This window comes from Rhodopirellula europaea 6C, assembly GCF_000338295.1.
GTDB lineage: Bacteria > Planctomycetota > Planctomycetia > Pirellulales > Pirellulaceae > Rhodopirellula > Rhodopirellula europaea.
Genome location: NZ_ANMO01000120.1, coordinates 37,436 through 50,699 on the forward strand (window position 1 = coordinate 37,436; position 13,264 = coordinate 50,699).

General features: G+C 54.7%; 11 protein-coding genes and 2 pseudogenes. 9 read left to right on the forward strand and 4 right to left on the reverse strand.

Features of this window, described 5'->3' with window-relative positions; translation table 11 throughout:
- Positions 1 to 27: 27 nt before the first annotated feature.
- Positions 28 to 627 carry a hypothetical protein gene (locus RE6C_RS12860; RefSeq protein WP_008657116.1) on the reverse strand — a complete coding sequence of 200 codons (600 nt, stop codon included), beginning with the start codon at positions 625 to 627 and terminating at the stop codon, positions 28 to 30.
- Between the two features lie 134 nt (positions 628 to 761).
- Here RE6C_RS12860 and RE6C_RS12865 point away from each other — a divergent pair, with 134 nt between their 5' ends.
- Positions 762 to 2,396: a TolC family protein gene (locus RE6C_RS12865; protein WP_008657117.1), complete on the forward strand. Its 1,635-nt coding sequence runs from the start codon at positions 762 to 764 to the stop codon at positions 2,394 to 2,396.
- An 82-nt stretch (positions 2,397 to 2,478) separates the two neighbouring features.
- On the opposite strand, the gene RE6C_RS12870 is transcribed toward RE6C_RS12865, so the two are convergent.
- A complete protein-coding gene (locus RE6C_RS12870) occupies positions 2,479 to 3,060 on the reverse strand; it encodes an RNA polymerase sigma factor (RefSeq protein WP_236618175.1) in 582 nt (193 codons plus the stop codon).
- A gap of 181 nt (positions 3,061 to 3,241) precedes the next feature.
- Here RE6C_RS12870 and RE6C_RS12880 point away from each other — a divergent pair, with 181 nt between their 5' ends.
- From RE6C_RS12880 to RE6C_RS12900, 5 genes and pseudogenes are all read left to right on the forward strand, one after another.
- Positions 3,242 to 3,841 (forward strand): hypothetical protein, encoded by a 600-nt coding sequence (locus RE6C_RS12880; RefSeq protein WP_008657120.1) that lies wholly within the window; start codon positions 3,242 to 3,244, stop codon positions 3,839 to 3,841.
- Positions 3,842 to 4,042: 201 nt separating this feature from the next.
- Complete coding sequence (locus RE6C_RS12885) at positions 4,043 to 5,056, forward strand: periplasmic heavy metal sensor (RefSeq protein ID WP_008657122.1); 1,014 nt, start codon at positions 4,043 to 4,045, stop codon at positions 5,054 to 5,056.
- Between the two features lie 197 nt (positions 5,057 to 5,253).
- Positions 5,254 to 6,366, forward strand: a pseudogene (locus tag RE6C_RS12890) (Glu/Leu/Phe/Val family dehydrogenase); the annotation flags it as partial.
- A gap of 103 nt (positions 6,367 to 6,469) precedes the next feature.
- Entirely contained in the window at positions 6,470 to 8,848 is a 2,379-nt protein-coding gene (locus RE6C_RS12895) for a phosphoketolase family protein (RefSeq protein WP_039961934.1), read from the forward strand.
- Entirely contained in the window at positions 8,845 to 10,017 is a 1,173-nt protein-coding gene (locus RE6C_RS12900; RefSeq protein WP_236618176.1) for an acetate/propionate family kinase, read from the forward strand. The genes RE6C_RS12895 and RE6C_RS12900 overlap by 4 nt, the downstream gene beginning before the upstream one ends.
- A 9-nt stretch (positions 10,018 to 10,026) precedes the next feature.
- Here RE6C_RS12900 and RE6C_RS33235 read toward each other — a convergent pair.
- Positions 10,027 to 10,164: pseudogene (locus RE6C_RS33235) on the reverse strand (chemotaxis protein CheB); the annotation flags it as partial.
- 285 nt (positions 10,165 to 10,449) lie between these two features.
- Between RE6C_RS33235 and RE6C_RS12905 the strand changes: the two are divergent.
- The 3 genes from RE6C_RS12905 (at position 10,450) to RE6C_RS12915 (ending at position 12,369) form a co-directional block, all read left to right on the forward strand.
- A complete protein-coding gene (locus tag RE6C_RS12905; protein ID WP_236618177.1) occupies positions 10,450 to 10,752 on the forward strand; it encodes a hypothetical protein in 303 nt (100 codons plus the stop codon).
- A 180-nt stretch (positions 10,753 to 10,932) separates the two neighbouring features.
- Positions 10,933 to 11,745 carry a 5'-methylthioadenosine/S-adenosylhomocysteine nucleosidase family protein gene (locus RE6C_RS12910; protein WP_008657130.1) on the forward strand — a complete coding sequence of 271 codons (813 nt, stop codon included), beginning with the start codon at positions 10,933 to 10,935 and terminating at the stop codon, positions 11,743 to 11,745.
- Positions 11,746 to 11,781: 36 nt separating this feature from the next.
- Positions 11,782 to 12,369: a hypothetical protein gene (locus tag RE6C_RS12915; protein WP_008657131.1), complete on the forward strand. Its 588-nt coding sequence runs from the start codon at positions 11,782 to 11,784 to the stop codon at positions 12,367 to 12,369.
- 25 nt (positions 12,370 to 12,394) lie between these two features.
- Here RE6C_RS12915 and RE6C_RS12920 read toward each other — a convergent pair whose 3' ends face one another.
- Positions 12,395 to 13,120, reverse strand: coding sequence for a response regulator (locus tag RE6C_RS12920; RefSeq protein WP_201766876.1), 726 nt, complete (start codon positions 13,118 to 13,120; stop codon positions 12,395 to 12,397).
- Positions 13,121 to 13,264: the final 144 nt, after the last annotated feature.

The window sequence follows — 13,264 nt, forward strand, 5'->3', positions numbered from 1 at the left end:
CGCATGAAACTGCTCAGGCAGGCAGAATCACAGTCGCCAAATACAGAGATGGATTTGGGAGAAATGTGCTGGCGAGTCTGCCGCTCCGTCCCGCAGGAGACGCGGCGGCCTCGCATGGGTATCGCCAAAGATGGTTGCCAAGTCGGCGAAACGAATCGCCACCGAGTCACGACGCTCAATCGTGGGACGCGAAGGCGAGGAGTCGCCCAGCGGCTGGCTTTCCATACCGCAATGACAAGCCGACGTGACTTCGCGGGCCTGACTTTCGTCGACTGCATCCGCATCGGTCGTGCTGATGACGATGACCTGCAGTTCGAGCGTTTCGCTCGCCGCGAGGTCTTCGACCGTCATCTCATCATCGGTCCATTCCTGTTCGGCCCAACTATGTTCAACTGCTTCCGACGTCGACAAGCAGCAACTACCGTCGCCATCTTGTTCGCCATCGCAGCAGCCACATTTCTCAGTCGGAGAAGCAACTTCGCAGCAGCCACAGCCTTCGCACACGAAGCCGGAGGCACACTCGGCTCCACAATCGCTTGCAAAAACCAACGCCAACCCCGGCTGAATCATCATTGCGACGATCAGTGAAAGATTAACGACGGTGCGAGTTAAACGCGAGCGAAACACGTGGACCTTCCGAAACAGATACCTAGGACCGGTATTGGGAGTATATCGGAAATACACTCAGAAAGTTCAAGACGAATCTGATTCATCACGGAACTTTCCCTTTTGAAAGGATAGCTGGAGGGAGCCAGTTTGTCATGTACATACGAAAAAGCACCGTGTTTTCGCGAAATCGCAAGCGTCATTTGCTGGCCTTGTCCCTAGTCACGCTCTCCGTTGGCGGTTGTGCCAGCGGTCCCGTTCGCCCCAACGGGTCGCGGCACGCGGCCGTATCGCGACCGGCCGTCAGCGAAGAGTCATTAAGTGACGAACTCCCGCAGCCAGCTCCGGATGCTAGCAATGAATCGAATTTTCGGACCGTCGGGTATGGCCAGCCGCCACAGAGAGGTGAGGTCGTCCTGGCGGCACAACTAGATCTGGCGGCACCCATGCGTCTAGGAGATGAGGAAGAAGACGAGCCAAAGACGCTTGGAGAGATGCTTGAAATCGAGGAAGAAGATGGTGAGCAGGACGCCGATGACGAGGAAACTGCTGACAACGACTCCCAGCTCTCAACTCCCAACTCCCAACTAAGCACCGGGCAACCCGTCGACTACTTCATCTCTCAGGCCCTGGCGGCTCACCCCAGCATCCAGGCCGCACGCCAGCGTGTTCAGGCGGAACTGGAACGGATTCCACAAGTCACCGCATTGCCCGATCCGCAATTCAATAACACTTTCTGGCCGCTACACGACAACGCCTTGCAAACCGCGGGTGGGCGGATTGCCAACCAGATGTCATTGCAACAGGGCGTTCCTTTCCCAGACAAGTTGCGGACGAAGGGAGCAATCGTCAGCCGCGAAGCCCAGATTGCCCAAGCCGAGGTGGAACGCATCGAACGGAAGATCACTGAATCGGTTCGCTTGTCCTATTACGAAGTCTGGTACGCGACCCGTGCGATTGCGATCATTGAAGAATCTCGCGACCTGGTGGACGACCTCGCCAAGGTAGCCGAGGCTCGCTATCGCAGCGGTGGAACCCAGCAGGACGTGCTTCGCGCCCAGTTAGAAATCGACCGACTCGATGATCAGATCATACAGCTAACGAAGCAGTTGGAAATGTCACAGGCCGACCTCGCCGCGTTGTTGCAGCAACCCGTGTCTTTGTTGCCGCAAGCGACCGAGGAACTCGGCATTGCCGACGCTCCCATGCAACTGGACGCTTTGATCTCTCAAGCCGAACAATGCAACCCGAGCCTGCGAGGTTTGGCCGCAGAGATTCAGCGTGATCGCCAGAAACAAAGACTCGCTTGTTTGCAGCAATACCCCGACTTTATGGTTGGACTGAACTGGGGAATTGTCAGTGACAATCACGATGTGATCAGTCCTGTGGCCAACGGCAATGACAATCTCAGTATCACGTTCGGAACCACGCTTCCGATTTGGCGTGAGAAGATCAATGCCGGTGTTCGTGAAGCTTCACGACGAACAAGCAGCACGCAACAACGCCTGGAAGCCGAGCGTGACGAAATTTATGGTCGTCTGCGTCGTTTGCTTGCTCAGGCCGACTCACTCGTCGAGCAAACCGACATCTATGAAGATCGCATCATTCCAAGAACCGAAGACACGTTGAAGTTAGCGATCGCAGACTATCGTGGCGAACGCACCGACTTTTTCACCTTGATCGAAACGTATCGCGAATTATTGATGTTTGAGACGCAGCTTGCTCGCATCAACGCGTCCCTGGCCGGCGCGATCGCCCAGATTGATCGCACGGTCGGGTGTCCGTATTGATTGAAGATTGACGAACGAAGATTGATTTCCAGGTAGTTCTTTTCCAATCTGCAATCTTCAGTCGCCAATCTTCAATTCTCACTCATTCCCAACCAAGCTGCAGCAAGGCTTCACGCAGATCGGCACGAGCACGGTTCAACCTCGAACCGACCGTGCCTTCTGGAATGCCGACCGCGTCGGCGATCTCGCGGTATGACAAATCCTCTTGCTCCTTGAGCACCAAGACGACCCTCAGCTCTGGGTCGATCTTTGACAACGCAACGTCCAGCATTTCAGCTTGCTCCGTCTGCTCTCTCATGTCGTCCGAATTCCCCGTGGGATCATCGAGCAACGAGTCCGTCGAGTGACGAGACCTGGAACGAATAAACTGCAAGGCTTCGTTGCTAGCCAGGCGGTAGACCCAAGTCTCCAACTTCGACCGACCATCGAATTTATCCAACTTGCGGAACAGGTGGATGAATACTTGCTGCGTCGCGTCGTCCGCATCCTGAACGCCGACCATGCGGACCATCTGCGCGTACACGCGCTGGCTACAACGCTCGTATAGCATCCGCATCGCGTCCTGATTGCCCGCAATGCAAGCAGCCACCATTTGCTGCGTGGAGTCTTGGTCCATTGCTGCAAAGTCATCGGACGCAGGTTGGTCGCGCTGGCGGCTATTCAAACAGTGGCTCCTTGACGTTGCAGGTTGAGCGAAGTTCGGACGACGTACGCGAACACACGCCATTGCCATCACAATTCTGCGGCAATTTCGTGAAGAACGCGAATCGGGCAAGCATCCAATTACCCGATTGAGGAAACGACCTCAACGAAGAATTCTCCCCTCTCCTCAATAAGGAAAACAGATGTCCACGAAACACGTCGGTAAGTTGGTTCTTGGTTTGGCAGTCATGTTCGCCGCCACCTCCCTTGTTCCGCAACCCGTCTTGGCACAGAGCAAAATTCGATCGCCAGCCGAACGACGGCAGCACCCAGGCGGCGGATTCTGGGCCAACCAGCGAGCTTCCCGCAACATTCAGCACGCCCGGAACTACTCGCAAAGTATCCAGCGATACGCGACTCAGGCCCCGGTGATTCAACCGCAGGTCACTCAAGCGGAATCGCAACTGCTCGGCAACCAAATCCAGAGTATTCAGCGAGAGATGGTGGTCATTCGCGACCAAAACGTGAGCAACCCGCAGGTCGTCGAGCAGGTCAAGGCGATCGAAACGAAGCTGTCCAAGGCGGCCGACACGCAGGAAATGCTGCACGCCGAATGCTGCAAAGACTCGCCCGACGGAAAGGTCTGCGGCGACATGTCGACAAAAATCACCGCCACGCTTGACCAAATCGCCAAAGACCACGCCAAGCTGATGAAGACGATGGGCCACGAGGACGCCGCCCATGACGCGATGAAGCACGACTCCACCACCGAAGGCGAAACGCCAGCGAAAAGCGGTGAGTGAGAGCGTCCAGGACATTGCGTTTCATCGAAGCGAATTGTTTTGAAAGTCGCGATCCGCTTGGTGATTCGTCGCCAAGTGGATCGTTTTTGCCATTCATACGACAGATTTTAACTTACCCCGCCAGGGTATCAAGGGCGGCAGATGAACTGCCAACCTTCGCTGCATTCTTCATTCCTACGTAAACCAACAAGGGATTTCCCCATGAAATTCACATCACCGTTCGGCAAACGGACCGTTTCAGCCGCTTTGATCGCCAGCAGCCTACTCTTGTCCTCTCCTTCGTTGTTTGCACAAACTAAAACAGATCCGCATGCCGCTCACCCAGCCGCTTCAGAAACTGCGGACGGCGATCTTGCCACTCAACTGCAAGCGTTACGCAAAAAAGTGGCCGACCTAGAAACAACCCTGCAATCGCAACATACGACTCGCTATGGCACGGATGCGAAGTCCGGTGCGATGTCGAATATGAGCATGGATAAGGGTGCCGACGATCCGTCTTCTGGTTCGGACTCCGCAGGCATGGGCGGAATGAAAAGCATGGACAGCATGAAAATGGGTGGAATGAAAAAAAGAATGATGAAAGGGATGGGCGGCATGAGCCAAGACACATCCGATGCGTCGATGTCTTCCGGCGGAATGAGTGGCATGGGTATGGGAATGAAAGGGAAGTCCGGTGGCATGGGAATGATGTCTGGCATGGGCGGAATGTCCGGTGGCATGGGGATGGGCAAAGGTATGGGAATGATGAAAGGCATGGGGATGATGGGTCGCAACCCCGCCATGAAATCATCCATGAATGGAATGGGCTCGATGGGAAGCATGAGCATGCCTTCCGCCCTGCCTGGCTTTGCCGGCGCGTCGCACCTGTACCACATCGGTGAGACCGGATTCTTTCTGGACCATCCACAGCACATCACCCCATCGGACGAACAACAACTCAAGCTCAACCAACTCAAGGAAGCCGCCCTGCTGGCAACGGCCACCGCGGAACGCAAAATCGACGAAGCCGAGCAAGAACTCTGGACATTGACCGCCGAAGCCCAACCCGACATCAACAAGATCGAAGCGAAAGCAAGAGAGATCGCCAAACTGCAAGCCGACAATCGCATCGCGTTCATCCGATCGGTTGGCGAAGCAGCGGAAGTGTTGACTAAAGAACAACGGCAAACGCTCGTCGGAATGGCAAGCCCGAGTGAAACTGTCCCTGCTAGGTGAAAATGGGATCAACGTCGAGACTAAGTCAGCGAACCACAGAAAAGGAAACAACGATGAGTCACCGAGCCGATGAAGAAATCTTTCAGAACGCCATTGGCCGGCTCGATAACGCTGCTGAATTCTCCAGTATCGGACCCGAGGCGTTGGAGCGGTTGCGGTATCCAAAGTCGATGCTTCAAGTATCCATCCCCCTGAGAATGGATGACGGTTCGCTGCGTGTGTTTCAGGGATACCGAGTCCGTCACGATGACACACGCGGGCCGACCAAGGGTGGCATTCGATTTCATCCCGATGTCCACCTGGGCGAAGTCAAAGCACTCGCGTTCTGGATGACGTGCAAGTGCGCTGTCGCCGGGATTCCCTTTGGTGGCGGAAAGGGAGGCATCATCGTGAATCCGAAAGAACTGTCACGGCTTGAATTGGAGCGACTCAGTCGCGGGTTCATCCAGCGTGTTGCCGACTTTATCGGACCTGAAACGGATATTCCTGCCCCCGATGTCTACACCAATGCCATGATCATGGGCTGGATGATGGATGAATACTCCAACATTCAACGACGTCGCACACCAACCGTGATCACCGGCAAGCCGATACCGCTGGGTGGTAGCTTGGGTCGCGATGATGCCACAGGGCGTGGAGCGTACTACTGCATCAAGGAACTGGAGCGTCTGAAAGCGTGGAGTCCACCAGAAGTTCGCGTCGCCGTGCAAGGTTTTGGAAACGCGGGGCAGCACGTCGCTCGGCTAATGCACGCCGACGGTTACCGAATCGTCGCGATCAGTGATTCGCGAGGTGGCATCTTCCGCGACGAAGGCTTGGACATACCCCGCGCCATTGAATTGAAGCAGCAACGTCAGGACTTGTCCGAAGTTTACGCCTCTCGAAGCGTTTGTGATTGCCCCGAATGTGGCTGTGTTGAGTGCCATTGCCAACCCGACGATGCAGGAAGCGGGAAAATAATCACAAACGAAGAGCTTCTGGAACTCGACGTCGATATCCTCATTCCCGCTGCGCTCGAGAATCAACTTACCGCTGAGAACGCCGAACGAGTCATGGCACCGGTGATTGTCGAAGTCGCCAATGGTCCCACGACAACGGAAGCAGACGCAATTTTCAACGCGAAGGAAACCCTCATCGTTCCAGACATTTTGGCGAACGCCGGTGGTGTGACGGTCAGCTATTTCGAGTGGACACAGAACCGAGCCGGATATTACTGGACGGTCGAGGAAGTTCATCAACGGCTCAGTCAGATCATGAAGCGAGAATTCAAACTGATCTATGAGTTGATGGTCACCAACCAGATTGACATGCGCACGGCGGCTTACGCTCACGCCCTGAATCGTATCGGTGAAGCGATCGAGTCCCAAGGCACAAGCACATCTTTTCGACTCAACCGACAGTGCAGCCGATATCATGACTTCAGACAAGAGCTTAGGTTCACCTCTCACGGACGAACAACTTCAGTGCATGGACGCCTACTGGCGAGCCGCGAACTACCTGTCCGTGGGTCAAATCTATCTGTTCGACAATCCGCTGCTAAAGGTGCCGCTGCAGATCGAACACATCAAACCCAGATTGCTCGGCCACTGGGGCACGACACCTGGTCTCAATCTCATCTACGTTCATCTCAATCGGGTCATCAAGGAACACGACCTCAATGTGCTCTATGTAACCGGTCCCGGTCACGGTGGCCCGGGCCTGGTCGCGAACACCTATCTCGAAGGCACCTACAGCGAACGGTACTCGGATATTTCGCAAGACGAAGATGGATTGCGACGGCTTTTCAAACAGTTCTCATTTCCGGGTGGGATTCCCAGCCACGTCGCCCCCGAAACGCCAGGCTCGATTCACGAGGGTGGCGAGCTTGGCTACGCCTTGTCACATGCGTACGGAGCCGCGTTCGACAATCCTGATCTGATCGTGTCTTGCGTGATTGGCGACGGTGAAGCCGAGACGGGACCACTGGCGACGAGTTGGCACTCCAACAAATTTCTTAATCCGGTGCGTGATGGTGCCGTGCTCCCGATCTTGCATCTCAACGGCTACAAGATCGCCGGCCCAACCGTCTTGTCTCGCATCAGCCGCGAAGAGCTGGAACAACTGTTTCGCGGGTACGGATACACGCCCTACTTTGTTGAAGGCAGCGATCCGGAAGACATGCACCAATTGATGGCGGCGACGTTTGACAAGGTGTTCGCGGAAATTCGTCAGATTCAGCAAGACGCTCGCGAGAATGGTTTTCATTCGCGACCGCGCTGGCCAATGATTGTGCTGCGGACGCCAAAAGGCTGGACCTGTCCCCCGGAAGTGGACGGGAACCAAGTCGAAGACTCTTGGCGTTCTCACCAAGTGCCGATGGGGAAGATGGCAGAGAATCCTGCGCACGTCCAATTGCTCGAATCTTGGATGCGGTCATACAAGCCCGATGAACTCTTCGATGATACCGGTCGGCTACGATCTCAGATTGCGGACTTAGCACCGAAGGGTGATCGACGGATGGGCGCGAATCCTCACGCCAATGGCGGCACGCTGCTCCAAGACCTTCGCATGCCTGATTTCCGAGAGTTCGCGGTGGACGTTTCGCGTCCCGGCAGTGTCACGGCGGAAGCGACGCGTGTGCAGGGGCAATTCATCAGCGAATGCATGAAGCTGAATTTGGACGCAAAAAACTTCCGTGTGTTCAGTCCTGATGAAACAGCATCGAATCGTTGGAACGCGGTTTTCGACGTGACCGACCGTTGTTCGACAGCCCAAATCCTACCGACAGACGATCACGTTTCGCCCGATGGTCGCGTGATGGAAATGCTCAGTGAACATCAGTGCCAGGGCTGGCTGGAAGGCTACTTGCTGACTGGTCGCCACGGATTCTTTTCCTGTTATGAAGCGTTCATTCACATCGTTGACTCGATGTTCAATCAACATGCGAAGTGGTTGAAGGTCTGTCGCCACATTCCTTGGCGACGACCAATTGCCAGCTTGAACTATCTGCTCACGTCACACGTCTGGCGACAGGATCACAATGGGTTCAGCCATCAAGACCCTGGATTTATCGACCATATCGTCAACAAAAAGGCAGAGATCATCCGGGTCTACTTGCCGCCCGACGCAAATACCTTGCTGAGTGTCACGGACCACTGCCTGCGCAGTCGCAACTACGTCAACGTGATCGTGGCTGGAAAGCAACCGTCACCGCAATGGTTGACCATGGACGCGGCGGTGAAACACTGCTCGGCGGGCCTGGGGATTTGGGATTGGGCGAGCAACGATCAGGGCGGTGAACCCGACGTTGTGATGGCTTGCTGTGGTGACGTGCCAACATTGGAAACCTTGGCAGCAGTGGAATTGCTCAGAGAGCACGTTCCCGATCTAAAAATCCGAGTCATCAATGTCGTGAACTTGATGAAATTGCAACCGCAATCCGAACACCCACATGGACTAAGCGACAAAGACTTTGACCTGCTGTTTACGACTGACAAGCCGATCATTTTTGCATTCCACGGCTATCCATGGCTGATTCATCGACTGACGTATCGCCGTACAAACCATCGAAATTTGCATGTGCGAGGCTACAAGGAAGAAGGAACCACGACAACTTCGTTCGACATGGTCGTGCTCAACGAATTGGACCGATTCCACTTGGCCGGAGATGTAGTCGATCGTGCTCAAACAATCGGCTCGGAAGGGGCTTACATCAAGCAGGCGTTGCGCGACAAACTCATCGAACACAAGCACTACATCGAGACTCACGGCGAGGACATGCCGGAAATTCAGGATTGGAAGTGGAAGGGGTGAATGTACTGACGATCAATGTCGGCTCCAGCAGCCTGAAGTGCAGTTTGATCGAGACAGCTGACGACCACACTCATGCCAGCAGTCACACCGATTGGGCAAGCGAGCCAACTCGCTACACATTCACATCAACCGAATCGCCAGCCGTTCTCAGCGAGGTCGGTTGGTCGGACGTGAAGCCCGCAATTGGTCGAGTCGCAGCCGATCTCCGAGTCAACACAAACGAAGAGATTGCAGCGGTCGCTCATCGAGTCGTCCATGGGGGAACTCGTTTTACACAACCCGTGCTGGTGACGGCTGAGGTTGAAGACGCCTTGCACGAATTGACCCCTTTGGCACCGCTGCACAACCCAAGCTGCCTCGAAGGAATCGTTGCGGCACGAGAAGTATTCCCCAACCTCCCGCATGTGGCCGTATTTGACACGGCCTATCATTCGACGCTCGCTCCAGAAGCGTATACGTACGCGATACCGCAAGCATGGTCAGACGAGTGGGGCCTGCGTCGCTTTGGATTCCACGGGCTGAGTCATGCGTACTGTTCCCAACGGGCTGCACAGATACTGGATCGACCTTCGATCGGTCTACGTGTTGTCATCGCACATCTTGGACACGGCGCGTCGTTAGCGGCTATTCGCGATGGCAAGTCGATTGACACGACGATGGGTTTCACACCTCTTGAGGGTCTAATGATGGCGACTCGTAGCGGGTCCGTTGACCCAGGACTATTGTGTCATCTACTTCGAGAGAATCGCTTCTCCGCAAATCAACTTGATCATGCGCTCAATCGAGAGTCTGGGCTTATCGGAGTCTCCGGCGTCTCGTCGGACATGCGAACCGTATTGCAGGCCGCAGAAGCTGGTAACGAGCGGGCAAAACTTGCGATTGCAATTTATGTTCATCGACTCCGCCAAGGTATTGGAGCGATGGCGGCGACGTTGGGCGGTCTCGATGCCTTAATTTTCACAGGCGGTGTCGGTCAGCATTCCGCAACGATCCGCGCCGCAGCGTGTGCGCGACTTGCTTTTCTAGGGCTCGAACTCGACCCGATCGCAAACGCCGCGGTCACAAGTGATATGGATGTCTCGACGACTGGCACGAAGGGCAGAATCCTCGTCATCGAATCGAACGAGGAATTGATGCTGGCACGAGAGTGCGAACGAGTCTTCAACTAGGTTCGCCGGAATCTCATCCATCAGACTTTTGAAGTCTGACGAAAGATGTTGAACGACAACAAACGCGAGGTCAGTGTCCGGTGGCAGCTTGTCGAACAATTGCTGCAATGCCTCCAATCCGCCCGCCGATGCACCGATGCCCACTATCGCTCCGAGCGGTAAAACGGCCCCGAACGATCGGTTCGATCCGGATGATCGGAGTCTTTGCGGCAGGATCGGACGAAGCAAGAAGGTTTGGTGAAGGAATGGCGTGAAACTCGCATCTAACTCTCACAACACGAAGCAGTCGCACGGTCTGCTTCATTGCCAAGCTTCATCCAAGCGATGTTTCGCTGGACATTGGTTTCCTCCCACCCGATAAGGCGATGAACGATGACGAATCCATCCAAATTGAAACTGTTTGCAGGTCTCACAATTTTGACGGGCGCAGTCATGCTCTCCTCAACAGCCATGGCTAGCGGCGGTCACAGTGGTGGCGGGCATGTCGGAGGCGGTGGTCACGGCTTCGGCGGAGGACATGGATATGGCGGCCACGGACACGGAGCCGCGTACTACGGAATTGGTCTCGGATACGGCGTTGGCTACAGCGGCATCGGCTACGGAGGGTTTGGCTACGACAGCGACTACCCACGTTCGTATTCCAGCTATTACCCTTCGTACACAGCCCACCGAGCAACCTACGTCGCTCCGCGTAGGATTCTGCAGCGACGAGCGTACTCGCGTTGCGGTCGCTAGAAAGATTCGTCATGCCGAAAAATATCCCACTGGCTCGACAAACTCGGACTGGCTGGAAGTTCAGACGCGATGAGCGTTCAACGAGTGGATGTGCGGTGACTTACTAGCGAAGAAGCCAAATGACAGAGCATTTCTGTCCGCCTGTTGGCTCTCCTTCATTGCTCATCTACATTGTTGAGCATGTCCGAAGATAGCGAATCCGCCCCTGATTTCCCGCTCTGCGATACGCTGATTCTGACAGCGGTATCGTCGGAGTTGGATGCATTGTCGCAGCAGTGTAAACAGTTTGGGATATCGTTTAAGAAACGACACCATCCATTCCTGGGCAGCTACTACGACTTGGGTTTGATCGGGTTTGAAAATGTGATTGCGGTTCGATCCAGGAGCATGGGGCCACTTGGGTATGGCGGGTCGGCAGAGCTGGCTTCGCGTTTCCAAAGAGCCACCGGTGCAACTTCAGTCATTCAACTCGGCATGGCGTTCGGGATGGAGGAGTCAACGCAGCAGATCGGTGACGTCCTCGTCTCGACGGAAGTCATTCCGTACGACCATCGCCACTACCGCGACGCGTTGTCCGAAAACGGATATCTAGTCAACTATGACTCAGCGACACGCATGAATGCAGCGGAGAAGACCGTCAATGCTTTGCGTCAATTCAGGATTGAAGAACCGGCCTCCGACTACAATGTCTATTTTGGGGCAATCCTCTCTGGGGCGGCGATTGTGCATTCATCGGCATTCCGGGACGAGTTAGTGCGACTTGTGCCCGCCGGAAATCACCGTATCGTCGGAGGAGAAATGGAGGGCATTGGACTGCTCGGCGTGACGAAGCATCCGATCTGGTGTGTCGTCAAAGGCATTAGCGACTTTGCCGATGCGAACCGCGACCGTATCATTGAGGAGAGTCGAGAGATTGCATGCCGCAATGCCTCCCACTTCCTGTTGTCGTCTATGACCAGCAGCAATCCCGTTACTGCGGCAGAGCATTCTTAAGGAATGTAGACAATGAACCAGCCCGAGCCTTTTCCTATGACAACATCCGCGAACCATCCATTGCTTGCGCGACTGGTTGCTGAAATTCAACACGGGCAAAAATTCGTGGTTGATGTTCGCAACGAGGACGAATCGTTTGGATTGGATGGATATCAACTTTCAATCTGGAGCGTCGGGAGCGACAAGCCGATTTCGATATTCCCTTGGGACTCTGAGATCAACGAGGAATTGATTGACCTGAAGGTGAGATCCAAGGATTTAGAATCAGAGACCAGCCGATTTGCGATTCGACTTCGTGACGAACTGGCAGCAACCGAGTCTCGGTATGGAAATGGTTTCTTCAATCGCGTTCTCGTTGACCTCGTTACCGAGAGTTACCTTGACAAGCATCCTGACATCAAAGATGCACTCGATCGAGCGCATAGCAGACAGGTGGAACGAAACTCTGTCTATCACGAGTGCCGCGACACGATTGCATATGTGATTGGCAAACGGTCCAGAGAGCTAACAAGGCAGCTCGATTACGATGAAACGTCGATGCGAAAAATACTCTCCAAAGCGATTGCGAGATACATCGACAATCGCTTTTCATTGAGTCAACGGAAGCAGATGGGTTTGCTGTAGCGTTGGCTTGAGTCAATCCAACTTTTCACGCCACGCTTGCGCGCTTGGGTTCGGCCTGTCCAGACGATTTGTTAGCGAGCAATTGACGAACCTGCTTTGACAACCGGAAAACGTCGCCGCCGTATTCGATCAATTGCTCGATGCCAAGAAAATCGGCCATCGCGTAGTCGTGAACCTCGATCGCATGATCGTACAGCCAAACGCGTGTGTCGCTGTCGAGCAATGCCAATTTGGGAGCCATCTGCCACGCCTTTCGTTCGGACAACGAAATGTTTGCCAGGACCAAACGCGGGCGATATTTTCCGCATGCCTTCAGGGCATCGGTTACCGTAATCGCTCGTACGACGCGAAAGCCAGCCTCGACCAGATCGCCCGCCAACCGTGCATAGACTTCGTCGCGTGGTTCGATCAGGAACGCGACCGGTCGTTGGGCATTGGTGTGAGCTTTTGTCTTTGTTTGCGTACCAAACCCTGTCTTTGATCGTCGGTGGCCGTCCAACTTGAGGATCGGCTGTTCGGTTTTGGGTTGAGGATGATCCGCGTTGGTGGATCGGGCAATCTTGCTGCCATCCATCAACTCGCTGACGACAAAGGTTGCCGAGCAGTGCCCGCAGGCGAGTTCAGTGTCGAGCCACTGTGTTCGCACTTTCGCAGCACGACCGCATGTCGGGCAGCCGACCAAATGCACCTTGTCGTCTTCGTCACAAAGTATGGTCGCTTGATTTGAGTAGGTCATTTCTTGCATCAACATCGTTATTCCATCCATGTTTTCGTTTGGTTCATTGGCAAAGAATCGAGATTGCGAACGCGCACCGGTGTTTAAGACCGAAGACTTCGCGATTCTTGCACGCTACAAACGAAACCGGCAGAGCGCAATGCACAGAGAGACGCCAGG

Coding starts and splice junctions, on each gene's coding strand:
- RE6C_RS12865 (WP_008657117.1), top strand. CDS start 762: ATGTACATACGAAAAAGCACCGTGTTTTCGCGAAATCGCAAGCGTCAT.
- RE6C_RS12880 (WP_008657120.1), top strand. CDS start 3,242: ATGTCCACGAAACACGTCGGTAAGTTGGTTCTTGGTTTGGCAGTCATG.
- RE6C_RS12885 (WP_008657122.1), top strand. CDS start 4,043: ATGAAATTCACATCACCGTTCGGCAAACGGACCGTTTCAGCCGCTTTG.
- RE6C_RS12895 (WP_039961934.1), top strand. CDS start 6,470: ATGACTTCAGACAAGAGCTTAGGTTCACCTCTCACGGACGAACAACTT.
- RE6C_RS12905 (WP_236618177.1), top strand. CDS start 10,450: ATGCTCTCCTCAACAGCCATGGCTAGCGGCGGTCACAGTGGTGGCGGG.
- RE6C_RS12910 (WP_008657130.1), top strand. CDS start 10,933: ATGTCCGAAGATAGCGAATCCGCCCCTGATTTCCCGCTCTGCGATACG.
- RE6C_RS12915 (WP_008657131.1), top strand. CDS start 11,782: ATGACAACATCCGCGAACCATCCATTGCTTGCGCGACTGGTTGCTGAA.
- RE6C_RS12920 (WP_201766876.1), bottom strand. CDS start 13,120: ATGTTGATGCAAGAAATGACCTACTCAAATCAAGCGACCATACTTTGT.